At 69.6% G+C, this 22,813-nt stretch carries 16 protein-coding genes and 2 pseudogenes; 8 read left to right on the top strand and 10 right to left on the bottom strand.

Features of this window, described 5'->3' with window-relative positions; genetic code table 11:
* The 3 genes from treS to glgB form a co-directional block, all read left to right on the top strand.
* A partial coding sequence (gene treS / locus ACFWXQ_RS38955; protein ID WP_386270284.1) for a maltose alpha-D-glucosyltransferase occupies positions 1–1,601 on the top strand: 1,601 nt, incomplete at its 5' end.
* Positions 1,602–1,615: 14 nt separating this feature from the next.
* A complete protein-coding gene (locus ACFWXQ_RS38960) occupies positions 1,616–3,034 on the top strand; it encodes a maltokinase (RefSeq protein ID WP_383956816.1) in 1,419 nt (472 codons plus the stop codon).
* 85 nt (positions 3,035–3,119) lie between these two features.
* Complete coding sequence (glgB, locus tag ACFWXQ_RS38965; RefSeq protein WP_383956819.1) at positions 3,120–5,294, top strand: 1,4-alpha-glucan branching enzyme; 2,175 nt, start codon at positions 3,120–3,122, stop codon at positions 5,292–5,294.
* 225 nt (positions 5,295–5,519) lie between these two features.
* On the opposite strand, the gene ACFWXQ_RS38970 is transcribed toward glgB, so the two are convergent.
* Positions 5,520–6,899: an MFS transporter gene (locus ACFWXQ_RS38970; protein WP_386270285.1), complete on the bottom strand. Its 1,380-nt coding sequence runs from the start codon at positions 6,897–6,899 to the stop codon at positions 5,520–5,522.
* Between the two features lie 132 nt (positions 6,900–7,031).
* Positions 7,032–7,691: a TetR/AcrR family transcriptional regulator gene (locus tag ACFWXQ_RS38975; RefSeq protein ID WP_383957041.1), complete on the bottom strand. Its 660-nt coding sequence runs from the start codon at positions 7,689–7,691 to the stop codon at positions 7,032–7,034.
* A gap of 91 nt (positions 7,692–7,782) precedes the next feature.
* Here ACFWXQ_RS38975 and ACFWXQ_RS38980 point away from each other — a divergent pair, with 91 nt between their 5' ends.
* A complete protein-coding gene (locus tag ACFWXQ_RS38980; RefSeq protein WP_383957038.1) occupies positions 7,783–8,763 on the top strand; it encodes a DMT family transporter in 981 nt (326 codons plus the stop codon).
* Here the strand turns inward: ACFWXQ_RS38980 and ACFWXQ_RS38985 are convergent.
* Positions 8,741–8,908 (bottom strand): annotated as a pseudogene (locus ACFWXQ_RS38985) (LysE family transporter); the annotation flags it as partial. The gene ACFWXQ_RS38980 and the pseudogene ACFWXQ_RS38985 sit on opposite strands and share 23 nt — an antisense overlap.
* Here ACFWXQ_RS38985 and ACFWXQ_RS38990 point away from each other — a divergent pair.
* Positions 8,906–9,217: pseudogene (locus ACFWXQ_RS38990) on the top strand (ArgP/LysG family DNA-binding transcriptional regulator); the annotation flags it as partial. The pseudogenes ACFWXQ_RS38985 and ACFWXQ_RS38990 overlap by 3 nt on opposite strands.
* Positions 9,218–9,250: 33 nt before the next feature.
* Here ACFWXQ_RS38990 and ACFWXQ_RS38995 read toward each other — a convergent pair.
* Entirely contained in the window at positions 9,251–9,784 is a 534-nt protein-coding gene (locus tag ACFWXQ_RS38995; protein WP_386270286.1) for a hypothetical protein, read from the bottom strand.
* Positions 9,785–10,296: 512 nt separating this feature from the next.
* On the opposite strand from ACFWXQ_RS38995, the gene ACFWXQ_RS39000 reads away from it, so the two are divergent.
* From ACFWXQ_RS39000 to ACFWXQ_RS39010, 3 genes are all read left to right on the top strand, one after another.
* Positions 10,297–10,707 carry a DUF485 domain-containing protein gene (locus ACFWXQ_RS39000; protein ID WP_383956620.1) on the top strand — a complete coding sequence of 137 codons (411 nt, stop codon included), beginning with the start codon at positions 10,297–10,299 and terminating at the stop codon, positions 10,705–10,707.
* Positions 10,701–12,338: a cation acetate symporter gene (locus ACFWXQ_RS39005; protein WP_383956617.1), complete on the top strand. Its 1,638-nt coding sequence runs from the start codon at positions 10,701–10,703 to the stop codon at positions 12,336–12,338. The genes ACFWXQ_RS39000 and ACFWXQ_RS39005 overlap by 7 nt, the downstream gene beginning before the upstream one ends.
* A 124-nt stretch (positions 12,339–12,462) precedes the next feature.
* Entirely contained in the window at positions 12,463–13,713 is a 1,251-nt protein-coding gene (locus ACFWXQ_RS39010) for a DUF4032 domain-containing protein (protein WP_383956614.1), read from the top strand.
* 9 nt (positions 13,714–13,722) lie between these two features.
* Here ACFWXQ_RS39010 and ACFWXQ_RS39015 read toward each other — a convergent pair whose 3' ends face one another.
* From ACFWXQ_RS39015 to ACFWXQ_RS39040, 6 genes are all read right to left on the bottom strand, one after another.
* Positions 13,723–14,571 (bottom strand): universal stress protein, encoded by an 849-nt coding sequence (locus ACFWXQ_RS39015; RefSeq protein WP_386270287.1) that lies wholly within the window; start codon positions 14,569–14,571, stop codon positions 13,723–13,725.
* Positions 14,572–14,644: 73 nt separating this feature from the next.
* Positions 14,645–15,775, bottom strand: a complete 1,131-nt coding sequence (locus ACFWXQ_RS39020) for a glycoside hydrolase family 88 protein (protein WP_383954493.1) — start codon at positions 15,773–15,775, stop codon at positions 14,645–14,647.
* Between the two features lie 83 nt (positions 15,776–15,858).
* Complete coding sequence (locus tag ACFWXQ_RS39025) at positions 15,859–17,100, bottom strand: SGNH/GDSL hydrolase family protein (RefSeq protein ID WP_383954491.1); 1,242 nt, start codon at positions 17,098–17,100, stop codon at positions 15,859–15,861.
* Positions 17,097–19,469 (bottom strand): glycoside hydrolase N-terminal domain-containing protein, encoded by a 2,373-nt coding sequence (locus ACFWXQ_RS39030; RefSeq protein ID WP_383954490.1) that lies wholly within the window; start codon positions 19,467–19,469, stop codon positions 17,097–17,099. Before ACFWXQ_RS39030 ends, ACFWXQ_RS39025 begins: the two co-directional genes overlap by 4 nt.
* Positions 19,470–19,499: 30 nt before the next feature.
* A complete protein-coding gene (locus ACFWXQ_RS39035; protein WP_383954488.1) occupies positions 19,500–21,362 on the bottom strand; it encodes an alpha-galactosidase D in 1,863 nt (620 codons plus the stop codon).
* Between the two features lie 135 nt (positions 21,363–21,497).
* A complete protein-coding gene (locus tag ACFWXQ_RS39040) occupies positions 21,498–22,682 on the bottom strand; it encodes an ROK family protein (RefSeq protein ID WP_383954486.1) in 1,185 nt (394 codons plus the stop codon).
* Between the last annotated feature and the right edge of the window lie 131 nt (positions 22,683–22,813).

Raw genomic sequence — 22,813 nt, forward strand, 5'->3', positions numbered from 1 at the left:
GCATCGGCGACCTCAAAGGCCTCACCGCCAAACTCGACTACCTGCAATGGCTCGGCGTCGACTGCCTCTGGCTCCCCCCCTTCTTCAAATCACCACTGAAAGACGGCGGCTACGACGTCTCCGACTACACCGCCGTCCTCCCCGAATTCGGCGACCTCGCCGACTTCGTCGAATTCGTCGACGCCGCCCACCAACGCGGCATGCGCGTCATCATCGACTTCGTCATGAACCACACCAGCGACCAGCACCCCTGGTTCCAACAGTCCCGCAACGACCCCACCGGACCGTACGGCGACTACTACATGTGGGCCGACGACGACAAGCAATACCCCGACGCCCGCATCATCTTCGTCGACACCGAAGCCTCCAACTGGACCTTCGACCCCGTCCGCAAGCAGTACTACTGGCACCGCTTCTTCTCCCACCAGCCCGATCTCAACTTCGAGAACCCGGCGGTGCAGGAGGAGATCGTCTCCGCGCTGCGGTTCTGGCTCGACCTGGGCATCGACGGCTTCCGCCTGGATGCCGTGCCGTATCTGTTCGCGGAGGAGGGCACCGACTGCGAGAACCTGCCCGCCACGCATGAGGTGCTGAAGCGGGTGCGGGCGGAGATCGACGCCCACTACCCCGACACCGTCCTGCTCGCCGAGGCCAACCAATGGCCCGAGGACGTCGTCGACTACTTCGGCGACTACAGCGCCGGCGGCGACGAATGCCACATGGCCTTTCATTTCCCGGTCATGCCGCGCATCTTCATGGCTGTCCGCCGCGAATCCCGCTACCCGGTCTCGGAAATCCTGGCGAAGACCCCGGCGATCCCGTCCGGCTGCCAGTGGGGCATCTTCCTGCGCAACCACGACGAGCTCACCCTCGAAATGGTCACCGACGAAGAACGCGACTACATGTACGCGGAATACGCCAAAGACCCCCGCATGCGCGCCAACATCGGCATCCGCCGCCGGCTCGCCACCCTCCTGGACAACGACCGCAACCAGATCGAACTCTTCACCGCCCTGCTGCTCTCCCTGCCCGGCTCGCCGATCCTGTACTACGGCGACGAGATCGGCATGGGCGACAACATCTGGCTCGGCGACCGCGACGCGGTACGCACCCCCATGCAGTGGACCCCGGACCGCAACGCCGGCTTCTCCTCCTGCGACCCCGGACGGCTGTATCTGCCCACCATCATGGATCCGGTCTACGGCTACCAGGTCACCAACGTCGAAGCCTCCATGAGCTCACCCTCGTCGCTGCTGCACTGGACCCGGCGCATGATCGAGATCCGCAAACAGAACCCCGCCTTCGGCCTCGGCTCCTACACCGAACTGCCCTCCTCCAACCCCGCCGTCATCGCCTTCCTGCGCGAACACGGCGACGACCTCGTCCTGTGCGTCCACAACTTCTCCCGCTTCGCCCAGCCCACCGAACTCGACCTCCAGGCCTTCAACGGACGCCACCCCGTCGAACTCATCGGCGGCGTCCGCTTCCCCGCCATCGGCGAACTCCCCTACCTCCTCACCCTCGCCGGCCACGGCTTCTACTGGTTCCGACTCCGCGCGGTAGCTCCCCACACCAAACAGCGATTGATGGTGTGCGCCTGAAAGGACGGGTCGCCATGCGCAAGGTCGTCTCACCCCGCCCCAGCAGCCACAGTCCGGCTCTTCTGCTGACGTCGCTCGCCGGACTGCTGCGGACGTGGTTGCCGGAGCAGCGCTGGTTCGCGGGCAAGGGCCGGCGGGTCACCGAGCTGGCTCTGCTGTCGGTGACCGAGCTGCATCCGGGATGCCTGCATCTCCTGGTCAGTACGCGGCACGACACATCCGCTCATCTGCCCGGGGACTGCTACCAGTTGCTTCTCGGTGTCCGGGAGGTCCTGCCACCACGGCTGGCCCACACCTGTATCGGCCGGGCGAGCGAGGGACCGCTGGCCGGAATGATGGTGTACGACGCCCTTCAGGAGCCCCGGTCGGCGGACCTGCTCCTGGAGCGGCTGCGCACTCCTGGGACAGTGGGCCCGCTGCGGTTCGAGCGCGAGGCGCATGTGGCGATCCCCGCCGGTCTCACCCCGCGTCTCCTCGACGCGGAGCAGTCCAACTCCTCGCTGGTGTACGGGGATTCGTACATCCTGAAGATTTTCCGGCGCGTCCAGCCGGGCATCAACCCGGATCTCGAAGTGCCGTGGGCGCTGGCCCGGCAGGGCTGCACCCGCGTACCCGCACCGGTGGCGTGGTTCCGGACGTCGCAGCCGCAGGCGGCGACGCTCGGTGTGCTGCAGCCGTTCCTGCGCGATGCCGACGACGGGTGGACCCTGGCACTCGAATCGATCGCCGAGGGACGGGACTTCACTGACGAGGCGTACGAACTGGGGAAGGCGACGGCCGAGGTGCATCTCGCGCTGGCCGGTGCGTTCGCCCTCGGCGTCCCGGTCGGGCGCCGGAGCCGACGGCTCGCGGCCTCGATGAACGAGCGGCTGGACGCCACGAGCCGGTCGGTGCCGGACCTCCTGCCGTACGTGGACGGACTGCGGGGTGCCTTCGACGCGCTGGCCGCTCTCGACTCGGGCCGTCCGGTGCAGCGGATCCATGGCGATCTCCACCTCGGTCAGGTGCTGCGGGCCGGGAAGCGGTGGTTCGTCATCGACTTCGAGGGCGAACCGGCCCGCCCGATCGCCGAGCGCCGGCACCCGCAGCCTCCCGTACGCGATGTCGCGGGCATGCTCCGCTCCTTCGACTACGCCGCCCGCAGTCGTCGCCCGTGGCGTCCGGAGTGGGCGCGGCGCTGCCGGGACGCGTACTGCGCGGGGTACGCGACCCAGGCCCGCTGGGACCCGCGCGCCGAGCCCGAGCTGCTGCGCGCGTACGAGACGGACCGGGCCGTGTACGAGGTGCTGTACGAGGCCCGGCACCGGCCCGACTGGCTGCCCGTGCCGATGGCGGCGATTGCCCGCCTCGCCGAGCGCGCCCCCGCACCCGCACCCTCCGGATCCGGTACACAGAAGCCGGTCCCGTCCTTTCACAGTGCTCAAGGAGGCTGAACCCGTGGCCCGCAACATCACCGCAGCCGTGACTCTTCCGGTGTCCGAGGACGTCCGGCCCGCAGCGCGGCCGCCGGCGGCGCCCATGGACGCGATGGATCGGGAGCGCCTGTTGTCGGGCGCCCACCACGATCCGCATGCGCTGCTGGGAGCCCATCCCGTGCCGGGCGGGGTCGTCTTCCGCGCGTTGCGGCCGTTCGCCACGGCCGTGGCGGTGTTGTCGGCGGACGGGCGGCGCATGGAGCTGAGCAGCGAGGGTGACGGTCTCTTCTCGGGTGTGCTGCCTGGTGTGCTGCCGCTCGAATCGATTCCCGAGTACACGTTGCTGGTGAGATACGAGGGCGGCGGCGAGCTGGAGGTGCAGGATCCTTACCGGTTCCTGCCGTCGCTCGGCGATTTCGATCTGCATCTGTTCGGGGAAGGGCGCCACGAACAGCTGTGGACTGCGCTCGGTGCCGAGCCGATGGCCCATCAGGGCGTGGCCGGCACCCGCTTCACCGTCTGGGCACCCAACGCGCGGGGCGTCCGGGTGGCAGGGGACTTCAGCCACTGGGACGGGACCGCGTTCCCGATGCGGTCTCTCGGATCTTCCGGCGTGTGGGAACTGTTCCTGCCGGGCATCGGGGAGGGCGCGCGGTACAAATTCGAGATCACCTCACGGCACGGCCACCGGTTCCTCAAGGCCGACCCGATGGCACGCCGGACCGAGGTGCCGCCCGCGACAGCATCGATCGTGACGGCGTCCCACCACGAGTGGGGCGACCAGGAGTGGCTGGCGCACCGCGGCGACATCGCCGTGCACGAGGCGCCGTTCTCCGTGTACGAGATCCATCTGCCCTCCTGGCGACGGGGACTGACGTACCGTCAACTGGCCGAGGAACTCCCGGCATACGTCAAGGACCTCGGCTTCACACATGTTCAGCTGATGCCGGTGGCGGAGCACCCTTTCGGCGGTTCATGGGGCTACCAGGTAACAGGCTTCTACGCCCCAACTGCTCGGCTGGGGACGCCGGACGACTTCAAGTACCTGGTCGACGCGCTACACCGGGCCGGGATCGGCGTGATCATGGACTGGGTGCCCGCCCACTTCCCGAAGGACGACTGGGCGCTGGCCCGCTTCGACGGAGAGCCCCTGTACGAGCCGGGCGACTCGCGCCGAGCCGAGCATCCCGACTGGGGGACCTACGAGTTCGACTACGGTCGCACCGAGGTGCGCAACTTCCTGGTCGCCAACGCGGTGTACTGGTGCGAGGAGTTCCACATCGACGGCCTCCGGGTGGACGCGGTGGCGTCCATGCTGTACCTCGACTACTCGCGCGAGCCCGGGCAGTGGGCGCCCAACATCCATGGCGGGCGGGAGGACCTCGCCGCGGTCGCGTTCCTCCAGGAGATGAACGCGACGGTGTACCGGCGGGTGCCGGGCGTCATGACCATCGCCGAGGAGTCGACCGCCTGGGAGGGGGTGACCCGCCCCACCGACAGCGGCGGTCTGGGGTTCGGTCTGAAGTGGAACATGGGCTGGATGCACGACTCGCTCGAGTACATCGCGCACGAGCCCGTCCACCGCAAGTACCACCACAACGAGATGACGTTCTCGATGGTGTACGCGTACAGCGAGAACTACGTCCTGCCGATCTCCCACGACGAAGTCGTCCACGGGAAGCAGTCGTTGGTGTCCAAGATGCCGGGCGACTGGTGGCAGCAGCGGGCCACGCACCGGGCGTATCTCGGCTTCATGTGGGCGCACCCCGGCAAGCAACTCCTCTTCATGGGGCAGGAGTTCGCGCAGGGCGCCGAGTGGTCCGAGGCGCATGGGCCCGACTGGTGGCTGCTCGATCCGTCGTACGGGGCCGCCGCGGATCACCAGGGTGTGCGTGATCTCGTCCGGAAGCTCAACTCCGTCTACCGGACGACCGGTGCGCTCTGGGAGCGGGATTGCGATCCCTCCGGGTTCGCCTGGGTCGCCGGGGGTGCGGCGGAGGACAACGTCTTCGCGTTCCTGCGGTTCGGTGCGGATGGGGATCCGTTGTTGTCCGTCTCCAACTTCTCGCCTGTGGTGCGGCACGAGTACCGGCTCGGTGTTCCTGATGACGTGCCCGCGTGGGGGGAGGTGCTGAACACCGATGCCTTGGGCTTCGGGGGGAGCGGTGTGACTGGTTCCGGCCCGGTCAAGGCTGAGGCTCAGGGGGAGCAGGGGTGGGCGGCGAGCCTCCGACTCACCCTGCCACCACTGGCGACGGTGTGGCTGCGCCCGGCTTAGCTTTTCCTCGCCCCCGCCGCCCCTACCCATTCCCGTCCCTGACTCAGGGGCTACGCCCCCGAACCCCCAAAAGATTGCGCAGTTCCCCGCGCCCCTAGGTTTTTAGGGGCGCGGGGAACTGCGCGAGCAACCCACGACGACCCGCAGCCAAAAACGAACCCCACGGGGTCTGGGGCGGAGCCCCAGGGGACGGGAATGGGTAAGGGCGGCGGGGGCGAAAAAGGTCTACGCACTCCCCCGGTACCGCCGCAACGCCGGCATCGTCGCCGCCAGGACCAGCATCGTGGCGACCACAAGCAGACCGCCACCAGCAACGGCCGTCCGGGCGCCCAGCGCGGATCCCGCCGTCCCGTGGAGGACGTCGGCCAGACGCGGACCCCCCGCGACGACGACCGTGAAGACGCCCTGCATCCGCCCGCGCAGTTCGTCAGTGACGGCCGACAGCAGGATGGCCCCGCGGAAGACCATGGAGACCATGTCCGCAACCCCGGCGGCGGCGAGGAACGCCACTCCCACCCACAGGTTGGAACTCAGCCCGAAGCCGGTGATGGCCACACCCCAGGCGACCACCGCGGCGATGACCATGAGCCCGTGCCGCCGCGCACGCGAGAACGTGCCGGACATCAGCCCGCCGAGCACCGCGCCAATGGGGATCGCCGCGAAGAGAAGCCCGAGCGCGAGACCTTCGCCGTACGGGGCGTACGTCTGGGCGGCGAGCTGCGGGAACAACGCCCGCGGCATGCCGAACACCATGGCGATGATGTCGGCGAGGAAGGACAGCAGGAGCACCTGGTTGAGGGAGATGTAGCGGAAGCCCTCCGCGATCCCCCGCAGACCTGCCCGCCCGGCGGCCGCCGCGACGGTGCCCAGGGGCGGCAGCGCGGGAAGCCGGTAGACCGCCCATACCGTGGCGCACAGGGCCAGGGCGTCGATCAGATAGAGCTCGGCGAGGCCCACGACGGGGATGAGGGCTCCGGCCAGCAACGGGCCGGCGACGAGGCCGGTCTGCATGACGGTCGAGCCGAGCGCGTTCGCCGCGGCCAGTTCGTCCTTGGGGACCAGCCGGGCGATGGATGCCTGGCGGGCCGGGGAGTTGAGGCCGAAGAACGCCTGCTGGACGGCGAGCAGCACCATCAGGACGCCCACCGATTCGAGTCCGGTGACGGCCTGTATCCAGAAGAGGAGGGACGTGACGGCTATCCCGATGTTCGTGACGAGGAGGAGCTTGCGCCGGTCCACGCTGTCGGCGATCGCACCGCCCCACAGCGCGAAGACGACGAGGGGCAGGAGTCCCGCGAAACTCGCGTAACCGACCCAGGCCGAGGACCCCGTGATGTCGTAGATCTGCTTGGGTACGGCGACTGCCGTGAGCTGGCTGCCCACGGCCGTGACGATGGTCGAGGACCAGAGGCGGCGGTAGGCGGGTCGGCGCAGTGGCCGGGTGTCCATGGCCCAGCGACGCCAGCCGCCGCTTCTCTTCGGTTCCGCCGGGTCGGCCGCGTCGGCCGTCTCCGATACCCCGGTCTCCGATTCCGCACTGTGTTCTGTGCTGTGTTCTGTGCTGTATTCCGCGTTGTTTTCCGCACCGCTCTTGCTCGTGTCCACGCCCGTCCTGGTTCCTCGACCTGGTTCCTCGACCTGAATGCTCGATACATCTTTCGATTCGAGGATCACTATCGCCGATACGGGGCCGCCTTCGCCCGGCGGGACCGATCCATGGACGGGACGCAGGCGGCGTCAGTCCGTCGTGCGCGAGCCCTCGGCCGTCGTCAGCAACGACTCCGCCTGCTCGCGGGCGTGGTCGAGGGCGCCGGGAAAGATACGCAGACCGTGGGCGACGAGGGCGCCCTCGTGGAGCAGCATCAGGGTGCGGCCCAGCAAGTCGGCCGAGGCGGGCGCCAGGGGGCGTACGAGGTCGATGAAGAGGGCGAGCATCCACTGCTTCTGGCCGGTGATGATCGCGTACGCCGGATGCGAGGTGTCGTCGATCTCCGCATGGGCGTTGACCATGCTGCACCCCCGCGGGCTGCACGCGTCCATCCAGTCGCGTGAGGCCTCGAACACGGCGAGGACGCGGTCGTGCGGGGTGTGGGCCGCGTCGAGGCGGGGGGCAAGGAAGGCCCGCCAGCGCTCGTCGCGGTCGGCTAGGTACTCGACGACGATCTGGTCCTTCGAGCCGAACCGGTCGTAGAGCGTCTTCTTCGTGACACCGGCCTCGGCGGCGATGAGGTCGACGCCGACGGCGTGGATACCGCGGTCGTAGAACAACCGCCCGGCCGCTTCCAGTGCCCGGCGAGCGCCGGGGGTCAGAGGCACCCGGCGCGGCCCGTTCGAGGTGGTCGACGTGCTCGACGCCCCCGAGGTGCGCGATGCGCCCTGCGTCTTCGAGGTGCTCATTTCCCCATAGTAGACCGATCTGTATACTCGATGCCAGGTATACAGATCGGTCTACTCCTGTCGGCCGCCCCCCTTGGAGGTGTGTGGTGCCGTGAACATCCTGTTGTCGATCGCGTTCGTCGGGGCCTGGAGCTCCGGTTTCATCGGGGCCAAGCTCGGGTCGGGCAGCGCTCCGGCCGTCACGCTTCTCATGTGGCGCTTTCTGCCACTGGCCCTCGTCCTGGGCATCGTCGCGCTCATCGCGACGCGGGCGTCGTGGCGTGGGCTCACGCCCCGCGATCTGGTCCGGCAGGCCGCCGTGGGGGCGCTGTCGCAGAGCGGCTATCTGCTGACGGTCTACTACGCGATCGAGCTGGGCGTCTCCAGCGGAACCACGGCCCTCATCGACGGCACGCAGCCCCTGGTGGCCGGGGCGCTGGCCGGGCCCCTGCTGGGCCTGCGGGTGTCACGTACGCAGTGGCTCGGACTGGGGCTGGGCGTGGCCGGTGTCGCCGTCGTCACCGTGGCCGACGCGGGCGCCGGGACGGGCGTCGCGTGGTGGGCGTATCTCGTGCCGTTCCTCGGCATGCTGTCCCTGGTGGCGGCGACCTTCCTGGACCGCCGGTCCCGTACGGACGTCCGCCCGATGGTGTCGATGACGGTCCATGCCGTCACAAGTGCCGTCATCTTCACGGCACTTGCCGCCGCCACCGGGGCGGTGGCACCGCCCGCGAGCGGCTCCTTCTGGACCGCGGTGGTGTGGCTCGTCGTGCTCTCCACCTTCGGCGGGTACGGGCTGTACTGGCTGATCCTGCGGCGGTCGGGGGTGACCAAGGTCAACACCCTGATGTTCCTGATGGCCCCCGTCACGGCCGTGTGGGGTGCGCTGATGTTCGGTGAACCCTTCGGGACACAGACGGTGGCGGGACTGGCACTCGGCCTCCTGGCCGTCGCCGTCGTCCATCGAGGAGACCGCCACGTCCACCACAGCCGTCATGACCATCACGACCAGGGCCACGACCACAACCGCGGCGCCCCGGACTGCCGCCAGCCTGCGGACCCGGAAGCCTTCACGCCCCGGCGATCAGCGTGACTCCGAGCGCGATCATCATCGCGGCGACCAGGGCGTCCAGTACGCGCCATGCCGACGGCCTGACCAGGAAGCGGCTGAGCAGCCGGGCGCCGAAGCCCAGCGCGGCGAACCGGACCAGGCCGGCGAGGACGGCCCCGAGGCCGAACTCCAGGACGCGTTCGTCCGGGGGCTCGGGCGCGGTCGTGGCGCGGCGAGTTCGCTGCGGCATCTCGTGCCGGCCTCGGAGGGGTTCGTCGACGCCGTCGCGGCCGGGATGGAGTGGGGCATGGCGCCCGAGGTGCAGACGGCGCCGCTGCTCGACGCGGGGCGGCTCGTCAATCTCGCGCCGGACTCGAAGTCTGCGTTCCCGTGCTACTGGCAGCAGTGGAAGCTCGACTTCCCGGCGCTCGCCGCCGTGTCCGAGGCTGTCGCGGTGGCCGCCGCCGAGGCCCTGGAGCCGGGGCGAGGCGGCTGAGCCTCGGCGGGGGCGGCCCTGCCTCTGCGACCGTCAGGAAGCCGGGCCCGGGCCCGCTTCCTTCTCCAGGAAGCTGATCACCTGGGCGGCGAGACCGTCCGCGGCGGATTCGGGACGGGCACCGACGCCGACCGCCGGCTCGTGCAGGCCGATGCCACCGGACCAGAGGTAGCGTTCGGTCCACCCGTCGTCGACCTTCAACTGGACCTGGATGTCCACGTGGGACAGGCCGCTTTCGGGCGCGGCGGCGAACAGGACCGCGGTGGCCCGGCGCAGCGGATAGACGTCGAAGCCCTCGATGAACTGCGAGTTGCGCCAGTCCAGAAACGCGCTCTCGCCGTCGGTTCCGATACGGATGTCGAGCTGACCGTCTTCCAGATGAATGCCGAAATGCTCGGTCGTCCGGTTTTCGACGGTCACCCGGAATCGGAAGTAGATCAGGCCCTCGGCCGCGTCGTCACGCCCGCGCGGCGGCTCCGCCTTCTCCAAGCCATGGACGCGAATGCGCAGGCCGGCATGCTCGTCGTCGTACTCCTGCCAGTCCCCGACCACATTCGGCTCGTACACGGTTCACCTCTCGACCTCAGAGGGCTGCTGTCTATCCCTGAGCGCGACGAGGTGTCAAATGAGCAGAATGGGCTTTGGCCAGGGATTTTACCCGGCTTGATCGCTGATCAAGCCGTGCCCAGCCAGAACCCCTCCCACAGGTGTCACGCCCACCGCCCCGGCGTGCTGCACATCACGTCCCCCGGCTCCGGCCTCCGCCGCGGCGCCCGGCGGTGCCCGTGCCGGCTCCGGCGCCCGATGCTGTGCGGTGCATTTGAGCCAGCCCAGCCGGCTTCGCAGGCCGAATAAGGCCGCTCGCATTTCCCTCACATTTTCACTGTTGATTATTGAATCGATTGAATGCCAGAATCCGTTCAGTCTCGCCGACATACCCCATCGGCCGGACCGCCCCGGGTCGACCGGGTGAGGATTTCAGCGGCAATTCGGGCCGATTCCCGAACCGCTCGATCCGGAAACTTGAGCCGCGTTCAGCAATGCCTCTTGAGCTGCCCTCTTATTTGACAAGGCACGGTATGCCACAACACCCAAGCCCGTACTACGGTTCCCCTCCGGACAGCGCGCAGTCCGGACCCGTGGCCCGGAACATGATCGGTTCGCGTCCCGACTTCCGCTCCATCCGCGGCGCCCACCGCAGATTCGGGGCGGTGGCGCTGTCGATCTCGGCGGGCGGGTTCCTGCTCTTCGTACTGCTGTCGAGTTTCCTGCCCGACGTGCTCAACCGGCCGCTGTTCGGTCATGTGACGCTGGGACTCGCGGGCGGGGTGGGTCAGTTCGCCGTGATGGCCCTCACCGCCTGGCGGTACACGGTGCACATGGAGCGGCGGGTCGACCCGGCCGCCGATCACCTGCGCGCCGAGTTGCGTCGCGACGCGGCCGCACGGGCCCGGGTCCCCCAGCAGCAGAGGCGGTTCGGCGGATGGTGACTCTCCCCCAGGACCACCTGGTCACTCTCTCCGCCGGTGTCGTCGGCGGCTTCAGTCTGAAGCTGACCTTCATCCTGTTCGTGTCGGTCGTCGTGGTCAGCATGTTCACCGCGCTCATCATCGCGCCGCAGGGTGACGAGATCAGCGAGTTCTATCTCGGCGACCGCACGATGACGCCACTGCGCAACGGCCTGGCGATGTGCGGGGACTACCTCTCCGCCGCCACGCTGCTCGGCAGCACCGGTCTGGTCGCACTGACCGGGTACGACGGCCTGCTGTACCTCGTGGGCACCAGCGTGGCCTGGATGATGGTGCTGCTGCTGATCGCCGAACCCCTGCGCAATTCCGGCAGGTTCACGCTCGGCGACACCCTGGCACTGCGTCTGCCGCGCAACCAGCGCTCCGTCCGACTGGCGCTCGCCTTCTGCACGCTGACCGTCACCGTGCTCTATCTCGTCGCCCAACTGGTCGGCAGCGTCGCCCTGTTGACACAGTTCCTCGGCGAACCGTCCAGCGCCACCCGCACCCTGTGCATCGTGGCCATCGGCACCCTGGTCGTGCTGTACGTGGCGCTCGGCGGTATGCCCGGTGCGACCTTCATCCAGATCGTCAAGGCCGTCATGCTGGTCGTCGGTGTCGCCGTGACCGCCGTCATGGTGCTGCACCGCTACAACTGGAACGTCGACGACCTGCTGGGCGGAGCCGCCTCGGGCAGCGGGATCGGCCAGCGGTTCCTGGAGCCAGGGCTGCGCTACGGCGGCAGCACGACCAGCAAGCTCGACTTCTTCAGCCTCCAGATCGCCATCGTGCTGGGGCTGGCCGCACTCCCCCACGTGATGATGCGGCTGCTGGCCCCGAGCGCCACCCGGGTGCTGCGGCGCTCCATCCTGTGGGCCATGGGCCTGGTCGGTTTCGTGTGCCTGGCCGCGGGCGTGCTCGGCCTCGGCGCGACCGCGATCGTCGGCCGGGACGTCATCGCCGACATCGACGCGAAGGGCGACGCCGCGGTGCTGCTGCTCGCCCAGGACATCGGCGGCGCCCTGCTCACCGCGCTCATCTCCTGTCTGGCGTTCGTCACGCTGCTGGCCGTGGCCGCGGGCCTCACCCTCGCGGCCGCCTCCTCCCTCGCGCACGACCTGTACGGAGAGGTGGTCCGCAAGGGCCGGGCGAGCCAGCGGGAGGAGCTGACCGTGGCCCGTCTTTCCGCCGTCGTGATCGGCGTCCTCGGGATGCTGCTCGCGCTCGTCTCCTGGGGGACGAACACCGCCACCCTGGCCTTCCTGGCCTTCGCCATCGCCGCGTCCGCGATCCTGCCGACGATGGTCTACAGCCTGTTCTGGCACCGCTTCAACGCGCGCGGGGCCTTGCTCAGCCTGTACGGCGGCCTCATCACGTCCGTACTGCTGGTCGTCTGCTCGCCCGTCGTGTCCTCCAGGCCCGCCTCGTTCTACCCGGACGCGGACTTCGCCTTCTTCCCGCTGCAGAACCCCGGCATCGTCTCCGTACCGGCCGGGTTCCTGCTGGGCTGGCTGGGCACCGTCATGGCCTCCCGTCCCAAGGACAGCGAGCCGGCCGAGACGTACGAGAAGTTCGAGGTCCGCGCGGTGCTGGGGGTGGATCAGCCGGTCTGAGCCGAGGAGCGGGCGCATCTCCCACCGGGTGACGAAACGGACGTCCATGTTGACGAAGGGGACGTCCAGGTGCGGAGATGCTCCTGCGACATGACGGCCGACCGTGAGGCAGGGCAAGCGAGCGATGGCATTGCAGATCAGCGCCACCAACCCGGAGCATCCCGCGCTCCTGCTCGACCTGCCGTGGCAACTGCCCCTGGAGGAGTGGCCGGAGCACTACCTGGTGCCGCTGCCGCGGGGCATCTCGCGGCACGTGGTGCGTTACGCGCGCGCCGGCACGGAGGTCGTGGCGGTCAAGGAGCTCGCCGAGCGGCCCGCCCTGCGGGAGTACGAGCTGCTGCGCAGTCTCGACCGGCTGAACATCCCGTCGGTGGACCCGCTCGCCGTCGTCACCGGCCGCACCGACGAGGGCGGCGACCCGCTGGAATCCGTACTGATCACCCGCCATCTGGGCGGCTCGATGCCCTACCGGTCGATGTTCGAGACGACCATGCGACCGGCCACCATGCACCGGCTCATGGACGCGCTGGCCGTGCTGCTCGTCCGGCTCCATCTGGCCGGGTTCGCCTGGGGCGACTGCTCGCTGTCCAACACGCTGTTCCGGCGGGACGCGGGCGCGTACGCCGCGTATCTCGTCGACGCCGAGACCGGGGAGCTGCATCCGCAACTGAGTCCCGGGCAGCGGGAGTACGACCTCGATCTCGCGCGCGTGAACATCAGCGGGGAGCTGCTGGACCTGGAGGCGTCCGGCGCCCTCCACCCGTCGGTGGACCCGATCGAGTTCGGCATGGAGATCTGCGCGCGCTACAACCGGCTGTGGGAGGAACTCACCCGCACGTCCGTGTATCCGGCGGGCAAGCACCACTACATCGACCGCCGTATCCGCCGCCTGAACGACCTCGGTTTCGACGTCGCCGAGATGCAGATCGCGCACTCCTCGAACGGTGACACCGTGACGTTCGTGCCGAAGGTCGTCGACGCGGGCCATCACCAGCGCCAGTTGCTGCGGCTGACCGGGCTGGACGCCGAGGAGAACCAGGCGCGGCGGCTGCTGAACGACCTGGAGGCCTGGATGGCCACCCAGGACGACTACGCGCCAGGCGACCCCCTCGCCGCCCGCCCGGAGGTGCTGGCCCACCGCTGGGTGCGGGACGTCTTCCGGCCGACCGTGCGCGCCATTCCCCGCGAGCTGCGCGGCGCGATGGATCCGGCCGAGCTCTACCACGGGCTCCTCGAACACCGCTGGTACCTGTCCGAGCGGGCCCAGCACGACATCGGCCTGGACACGGCGGTCGAGGACTACGTCAAGAACATCCTGCCCGCGATGCGTGACGCGCTGCCGCCGCCGACGGACGATCCGGCGCCGTCCGTCTGAGGCGGGCGGTCAGGCGGGCGGGACGACCGCCACCGGACAGGGCGCGTGGTGCATGGCCGCATGGGCCACCGAGCCCACCCGGGTACCGACGGCGGAGCGGTGCGCACGCCGGCCCACCACCAGCAGCTGGGCCGGCGCGGCCGCCGTGAGCAGCACCTCGCCCGCGCTGCCCATCTCGACGTGCTGTGTCACTCGCACCTCGGGGAACCGCTCCTCCCAGGGGCGCAGGGCCTCCGCGAGCGCCTTCCTCTCGTACTGCTCCAGTCCCCCGGCCTCGTCGGCGAGCCTCAGCGAGCCGGGGCTGAAGGTGAAGACGGTGGGCAGGCTCCACGCGCGTACGACGCGTACGGCGGCGCCGCGCGCTGCCGCCGTCTCGAACGCGAACCCCAGTGCCGCCGCGCTGTCGTCCGGGCCGCCCTGCTGCCCGACGACGATCTCGCGGCCGGCCGCTTCGGACTCGGCAAGATCCCCGGCGCGTACGAGGACGACGGGCCGCGCGGACTCGGCGACCACCTGCTGCCCGACGGAACCGAGCAGGAAGCCGACGATCGCTCCGTGCCCACGGGTGCCGAGCACCAGCGTCTCGGCGTCCGCCGCCGCGGCGACCAGCGCGTCGACCCGGTCGCCTTCGAGGAGGTCGGTGTTCACCGGCAGGTCCGGGTGCCGGCCGGTGACCTCGCGTGCGGTCTCCGCCAGCGCCTCCCGCACGTCCCCGGTCCGGTCCTCGCCGTCGGACTTCTCCCAGGCGTGCACCACACGCAGTGCCAGTGAACGGCGTACCGCCTCCCTGGCCGCCCAGTGCACTGCGGCCAGGGATTCGGCGGAACCGTCTACTCCCACGGTGATCGGGCGGGTCATGTGACAGCCTCCGTCGCGTTGGTTGATGTGCCCACGCTACAGAGCCATTACGCCGGCCCGCACGGTGGTGCTGTCAGCTCGTCAGAAGGGCGAGTTCGGTACCCCCCAGCAGGAAGGCACCCACGCCGAAGTCCGAGGTGCTGTCGTAGGTGACGGGCTGGCTGGACTCCGGGCGGTCGCCCACCTTCTGTACGTAGCCGAGGAAGCCGTCGGGATGGACGGCCGTGGTGACGAGGCCCTGCCATGCCCGGTCCGCCACCGGCAGGAAGGCCGACCTGCGGACGAGGCCGGCACGGATCGCGTAGGCCGTCCCGTAGAGGAAGAAGGAGGTACCGCTCGTCTCGGGGCCGGGCAGATGTGCCGCGTCGGCGAGGTTGACGTTCCAGAAGCCGTCCGTGCGCTGTGCGGCGGGCAGGGCGGTGACCAGCCGGGTCAGGGTCTCCCGGTACTCGGCGGTGTGCCGCTCCGACCGGGGCAGGGCCTTGAGGGTCTTGACGTGTCCGCCCGCCACCCAGCCGTTGCCGCGCGACCAGACCACCGGTTTGCCCGTGGGCGAGACGATCGCGCCGGGCAGGAACCGCTTGTCGCGGTACCACAGGCCGGTGCCCGGATCGAGGAGACCGGGCCCGCCCTCCACGCGCTTGGTGTGGCCGTAGAGGGCGTACAGCTTCTCCCAGTACCGCGGGTCCTTGCGCAGAACGCCGAGGCGGGCGAACGGCGGCATGCCCATGTGGAGGGCGTCGTCCCACCACCAGTCGTCGTTCTTGCCCGGCTGGTCCGTGTGGACCATGCGGTGCAGGGACTCCTCGATCGCGGCGAGTTTCCGCTGCTCCGGCTCGATCTCGTAGAGGTCTAGATAGGCCTGTCCCGCGTTGTGGTTGTCGGCGTGACGGGTCGTCACACCGCCCCGCAGGCCGTACGCGTGCTTCTCGGCCCAGCCGCGCGCGTACGCGAGGTAGCGGGGGTCGCCGGTCAGCCGGTGCAGCGCGAGCAGGCCGCTGAAGAACGTCGCGTTGGCCCAGCCGTTGTCGCCCGGGTCCGCGTGCGTGGCGATCCAGTGGTCGGCGACCCGGCGCAGGACGGCGAGGATCTCGGCTCTCGGCGGAAGGGCCCGGGCCGTGCGGGCGGTCGCGGTCGGGGTGGTGAGGAGGGTGGCGGAGGCCGCGAGCGCGGTCCCGCCGGTGAGTAAGCGACGTCGGTTCATTGGGTCAACTCCTCTGTGTGTGGGGCACATTGGGGCCACGTGTCAGCGGGATGCGTCATCTGTGCGTCGCCTCAGCTCGGTGCTCACGCGGTGCATTCGAGGCTCTTGAGGTCGACGGCGTCGGCCATCGCCTGCATGCCCTTGTCGTTGGGGTGCAGTCGGTCGCCGCCGTCGAAGACGGGGAGGATGCGTTCGTGGTCGTAGGGGCTGCGGAGGATGCGGTCGAAGTCGGTGACGGCGTCGAACTCCCCGCTGTCCCGGATGAATTGGTTGATCTCCACGCGTACGGACTCGGCGGCGGCGTCCCACTCGTACCAGCCCTTGAAGGGCGCGACGGTGGCTCCGACGACGCACTTCCCGGCCTCGTGGGCGCGGGCGATGATCTCGCGATAGCCCTTGATCATGTCCTGGGCCGTGACGCCGGAGTGGGCCTTGATGTCGTTGACGCCCTCGAAGAGGAACACCGTGCGGACGCCCGGCAGGGAGAGGACGTCACGGTCCAGCCGGTTGAGTGCGCTCTGCCCTGCGCCGTCCGCGAGGACCTTGTTCCCGGAGATGCCCTCGTTGGCAACTCCCTTGACCTGTCCGGGCGTTGCCTTCAGCCGACGGGCGAGGTAGTCGGGCCAGCGGCGGTTGAGATCGCTCGTGGACTGCCAGCCGTCCGTGATGGAGTCGCCGAGCGCGACCACGGCCCCGGTGGCCGAACTCGTCCGTACGGACACGGCGTCGAGGTAGAACCAGGAGCCGATCGGCTGGGTCCAGGAGGCGGCGGCCTCCTCGCCCGCGTGGTCGCCGTCCGCCGCGTAGGAGGTCTGCATGGCCATGGAGTGACCGGTGGCCGTGCCGCTCGCCTCGCTGGTGTGGAGGCTGATGGCCAGGTCGGTCGCGGCGGGCACCCTGCCGGGGAGCGGGTCGCTGTAGGCGGTGGCGCCGGCGGGGACCGTGACGGACCGGGAGCCGCCGAAGGTCAGCCGCCGGTTGGTGCCGCGGACCACGGTGGCGCCCTCCTTCCGAGTGCCGGCGTAGACGCTGTCGAAGGTCAGCGGCCGGTCGCCGAAGGCGTTGGAGAGCCGGATGCGCAGGTCGTCCCCGGCGACGCTGGTGCGCACGATCAGGCGGTAGCTGCGGTCGTTGACGGCGTCGCCGATGCGGTCCGCGCTCGCGCCCCAGGTGACCACGTCGTGCCGCTGCTCGGCGGCAGCGGCCTGGGCCGTGGGCGCGTGCGTGTCGGCCGGCCGCGCCGCCGCGGGCGTCACCTGGAGGGCCGCGGCGATCAGCAGCAGGGCGGCCAGGCGGCCGCCCGCACGGGCGAGTAGGGACGTCATCGGGCGAAGTCCCGCAGCGTGACGGACCCGCCGGGCTTCAGCGTCACCGTCCGGGAGGTGTTGCCGTACGCCACTGTCGTGGTCCGGCCGCCGACACTGTGGATCCGGGCCTCGGTGGGCTTCCCGTCGCGCCAGCGCAGGTCGACGGTGAAGCCGCCGCGGACACCGACTCCCGTGACAGAGCCCGACTTCGCCCAGGCGCCGGGGAGGGCCGGGAGCAGTTCCAGATGGCCCGGGCGCGAGTACACGAGCATCTCGATCATCGCCGCGGGTGTGCCGAAGTTGGCCTCGATCTGGAAGATGCCGCGGCCCTTCTCCACTTCGTAGATGTCGAAGAGGTTGGGGGCCGTGCCGTTGCCGCCGTCGATCGACGGGCGGAGGTTGTTGACGATCAGCTGGTATGCCTTGTCCGCGTCCTTGAGCCTGGCCCAGCACAGACTGCGCCAGGCGTTCGCCCAGCCGAAGCTCTCCATGCCGCGCGCGGTGAGCAGGGCAGTCGCTCCCTCGACGATCTCCGGCGGGGTGGAGTCGTCGGGACGGATGCGGTCCCCGGGGAAGAGGCCGATCAGCGGGGAGAGGTGCCGGTGGGTGGTCTCGCCGAGGTTGTCGGGCGACATCCACTCCTCCAGCCAGCCCGTCTTGGGGCTGACCTTCGGCAGATACAGCCGCTTCTGGAGGCCGCCGATCTTCTTCGCGTAGGCGGAGTCCTTCTTCAACTCCTTCGACGCAGTGAGGAAGTGGTCGAACAGCACCCACACCAGTTCCTGCGCGTAGGTGATGCCCTTGGCGTCCTGCGGACCGTGCTCGGGCGACCAGTCGCTGTCGTCGATGAGCACTTCCTGCGAGGTGCCGGGGAGTGTCGTGGTGATCAGCCGCGCCTCCCAGAACTCGCAGGCACCCTTGAGGAGCGGGTAGATCCTCGCCAGATGGGAGCGCGACCGGGTGAACTCGTAGTGCTCCCACAGGGTCGTGCACAGCCAGGCGTTGCCCGCCGGATGCCACCACCAGCCGCTTCCGCCATGGATGTTGGTGGAGAAGGCGACGGCCCAGCCGGCCACCTTCCCGGTGGAGTTCCGGAAGCGGTTGCGCGGGTCGTTGTAGAGGTCGTTCGTGAGCTTCGTCCACGACGGGAACTGGGCGAGGCAGTAGTCGGTGAGCGCGTCGAAGCACTGGGACAGCCCGGCCCGGTCGGCCATCCAGTAGTTCATCTGGATGTTGATGTCCGTGTGGTAGTCGCCCATCCAGTCCGGGTCGTTGCCGTCGAGCCACAGACCCTGGAGGTTGAGCGGGAGGCTGCCGCGGGACCCGGAGATCATCAGATAGCGGCCGAACTGCAGGTAGGCGGCCTCCAGTTCGGGATCGGGCTCACCGTCCCTGGCCCTTGCCCCGAGCCGGTCCCAGGTGTCCAGGGCGCGCTGCTCGTCGGACGACGTGCCGAGCGAGATGTCCAACTGCTCGAACAGCTCGCGGTGGTCGGCGACATGGGTGCGCAGCAGGGTGTCCGCAGAGTGGTCCGCCGCGTCGCGGACCTTCGTACGGGCCAGGCGCTCGGGGTCGAGGGACGGATCGCGGTAGCCGTTGGAGGCGTCGGGCGCGTAGTTGGTGCCGCCGCTCACCACGACGGTCAGTTCCCTGCAGCCGGAGAAGTCGATCCGCGGGCCGTTCACCCGGACGCTGCCGCCGCTGCCGGTCGCCTTCACGGCCGCGCCGTAGCGCAGACCGTTCGGGAAGGCGGCACCGAAGGAGGTGCCGGTCACGCTCTCGCCGTGCGTCCCGTCGAGGGCGATGCTGCCGGTGTATCGGCCGCCGCCGCTCTGTGTGAAGTGCAGGACGATCGCGTCGTCGGGACGGCTGGCAAAGATCTGCCGCTTGTACGTCACTCCGGAGCGGACGTACGTCGTGGTCACCACGCCCTGCGCGAGGTCGAGGGTGCGGCGGTAGCCGTTCACGGCGGACAGGTCGTGGTCGGGGATGTCGACGGTGAGGCGGCCGAGGAGCGTGAAGGACCCGAAGTTCTCGCGGTCGTAGGGGAATTGGCCGTCGGAGTCGAGCTTGTCGTTGAGGCCGCCGGTCCACATGGTGGCGTCGGTGATCAGGAGGAGCTCACGGCCGGGGTCGTTGCTCGCGAGCGCGCCGAGGCGGCCGTTGCCGACGGGCAGGCCCTGTTCGATCATCGAGTGCTCGTCGCCGGGCGCCTGCCACCACAGCTGGTTGCGTGAACTCCCCTTCGGGAGCGGGGCGTCGGCGGGCCGCTGGGGTGCGGCGGATGCGGTGAAGGCGGGCAGGCCGCCAAGGGCGGTGGCGACGCCTGCCGCTGCGGCCAGGGAGAGGAGTCTTCGTCGGCTGGGCTCGGTCGGGTTGTTGTCCATGGTGCGGCTCCAGGGGGAAGAGAACGGCGGTCAGGACGACTTCGGGACGTCGATGCGGTCGATGTCCGGGGCGTAGCCGGTGCCGCTGTCGAAGGTGATGGTGTTGGCGCCGGCCTTGAGGGTGACGGGCACGCTGACGGTCTCGGCGGTTCCCCAGTCCCCGGTGGAGGGGAACTTGTGGTGCCTGGCGCCGTTGCCGTTCGCGGAGACGTCGATGGAGCGCGCGTCACCGCTGACGTAGCCGACCTTCACCATGTACGTACCGGCCTTGGCGACGACCACGTCGTTGAAGCGGAGCTTGCCGCCGACGTAGAGGTTGCCGACCTTTTTGCCGCCCGAGCAGGCGGAGCAGTCGGCGACGGAGGCGTTGCCGCTGAGGGTGTTGGTGGTCGACTCGGCCTCATAGCCGGTCGAGGCGAGAGCCGCTCCGCGCGGGGTGACGGTGAACAGCCGCGAGCCGTGGGCGGGCAGGGCCTGCGTCACCTTGTTCGTGTGCGTGCCGAGGTTCTCGCGGTTCCACAGGTCCCGGACGGAGGCCTTGCCGGTGAAGCCGAGGGTCGACCAGTCGGCGGTGACGGCGGCGGGCGCGTCGGCGAGGTTGAACAGGGCCACGGTGTAGCTGCCGTCGGCGTTCTTGGCCGCCCACACCTGCTGGGGGTCGGACGGGGTGACCGGGCGGGCGGGCGGTGTGCTGCCCTGGTTGAGGGCGATGACCTCGCGGTTGGTCAGCAGCGACACGCCGTAGGAGTCGAGCTTGGTCAGGTCGTCACCGGTGTAGAGCGGGGACTTGGCGATGGCCCACAGGGTGGCGTAGCTCTGCCGCTCCGCCTTGGTGAGGCCGTCCATCTGGCCGTTGCCGACGTCCAGGGAGTCCAGGTCGTTCCAGCCGCCCGGGCCCGCGTGGCGGGTCCAGCCGGGGGCGTCGTCCCATCGGTCGTCGACCGAGTTCTCCCAGCTGACAAGCGTGTTGCAGTAGCACTCGACGTCGGTGTCGATGCGCCAGCCGTTGGAGTACTTCTTCCAGTCGGCGACCCGGCCGATGTCGAGCGACCAGGAGATCTCCAGGTGGATCGGGCGGCCGGTGGCGGCGATGGCCTTCTGCCAGGCGGCGACGTCGGCAACGTTGTCGTACTGGTCGCCGTTCTTGCCGGAACCCGGTCCGACCCCGTCGAGCTTGAGGAAGTCGTAGCCCCAGTCGGCGAAGAGCCGGGCCTGCGAGTCGACGTACTTCTGGGCGCAGGGGTTGGAGAAGTCGAGCTTGTAGGCGCTGTCCCAGCCGTTGGTGGTGCGCAGGTCGCCGTACACGATGTCGGCGGTCGTGCAGCCCTCCGCGTTCCAGATGGGGGTCTTGCCCTCCCCGTACGCCTCCTTCTCCAGGCCGACGGGCAGGTAGATGCCCGCCTTGAGTCCCTTGCCGTGGATGTGGTCGGCGACGGGCTTCATACCGCGCGGGAAGCGGCCCGGGTCCGCCTTCTGACGGGCGTACTCGTCGAATCCGGGCTTCCAGTCCTTGGCCCGCCACCATCCGGCGTCGAGGTTGACGTACTCGTATCCGTACGGCTTGAGCTTGGCCGCCAGGGCGTCCGCCTGCTTGAGGACGTTCTTCTCGGTGAGGTAGCTGTAGTCGCCGTCGGGGTTGAGCCCGGGGTACTTCGAGGACTGCATGCTCCAACTCGACCAGCCCATGTACGGCTTGGCCGCGACCGCCTCGGCGCCGGCGGTGGACGCGGACGCGGACGTCGACGTCGACGTGGTCGTGGGAGTAGAGGCAGTGGGGGTGGCGGCCCGGGCTGCCGGGAGGGTCGTCGCCATGGCCGCGGTGAGGGCCAGGACGAGCACGGCTCTTGTTGAGCGGCGGGCGGGGGTACCGGGAGAGTACGAGGGTGACCTCATAGGTCGGACCTCCAGTGATGAGTTCGGCTCTGCGCGGGTGCGGTGATGCGTTGGTGCAGTGATGTGTCGGTGCGTTGGTGCGGGAACTTCCTTGGATGCCAAGGAGATTGACTGTTCGTGAGGAGTTGCGGCGGCTCATCCCTGGCCGCGGGTCGGACCGCCGATGAAGGACTGGATGGCGGTGGCGGCCGCGCCCCGCGCCCACTCGTCGAAGGGCAACGGACGCGTCAGCAGGTCGCATTGCGCGGCCGTGCCGAAGGCCGACGCGGTGAAGGCGTCGCGGATCTGCTCGGCGAACAGGTCGTATGCGGCGAGGCCCTCGCCGGAGATGATCACGCGTTGGGGGCCCATGAGGTTGGCGACGGTGGCGATGGCCCTGCCGATCGCCTCCCCGGCCCACGCGTACACCTCACGGGCGCCGGGGTCGCCCCGGCGGGCCAGGTCGACGGCCTGCGCGGCGTCGGCCACCGGCAGGCGGGTCGCCTCGCGCACCGCGGCGACGATCGCGGGGTCCGCGGCGATGGCCTCGGCGCACCCGCGGTTTCCGCAGTGGCAGGGCGGTCCCGTCGGATCGATGACCACGTGCCCGATCTCGCCGGCCACCCCGTGCGCGCCCGAGACGACCTTGCCGTGCACGACCAGGCCGCAGCCGATGCCCGCCCCGACCGTCACCACCGCGAAGTCGGAGAGGCCGACGCCCGCGCCGAACCACTGCTCGGCGACGGTCAGGGCCCGGACGTCGTTGTCGACGGTGACCGGCAGTCCGGTCGTCATCTCCACGAGTTCGGCGAGGGGAAGGTCGCGCCACTCAAGGAACGGCGAGAAGCGCACCTCTCCGGCGGCGCGGTCCACATCGCCGGAGACGGCTACGCCGAGCCCCTGGACCTGAACGCCGAACCCGTCGGCCTCCGCCAGGAGTTCCTGTGCGAGGGCGGCGACCGAGGCGAGCACGGCCTTCGGTTCACGGTCGGCCAGGGGCACGTGCCGGGCGACGCGGATCCGGCAGCACAGGTCCGTCAGCACGGCGATGATCTCGTCGCCGGTGATCTTCACGCCGATGAACAGGGCCCGTCCGCCGTCCACCCGCACGGGGTTGGCCGGTCGCCCCAGGGACGGTCGAACCTCGTCGCCCGCGTCCTCCACCAGGTACCCGGCCTCCATCAGCGGCCGGACCGCCTTCGTGACCGCCGCCGCCGAGAGCCCGGCCCGGCCGGCCATGTCCGACCGGGTGAGCGGGCCGTGGGACAGCACGGTGGTGAAGATCTGGGCAGCGGCCGGCGTATGTGCCGGGAACGCCTCCGTACCAGGAGTCGAGCGCATGCCCGGAACCTAGGTCCGTTCTTTTCCGCCGTCAATAAAAGAAGCAAGGATCCTTTGAAGAAGGGGGATTTGACGCTTTGGCCCTACGGATGCACCCCATCACCGGATATCGCACCGGCACTTGCCCGGCA

The sequence above is a fragment of the Streptomyces sp. NPDC058697 genome, assembly GCF_042715345.1.
Taxonomy (GTDB): Bacteria; Actinomycetota; Actinomycetes; order Streptomycetales; family Streptomycetaceae; genus Streptomyces; species Streptomyces liliifuscus.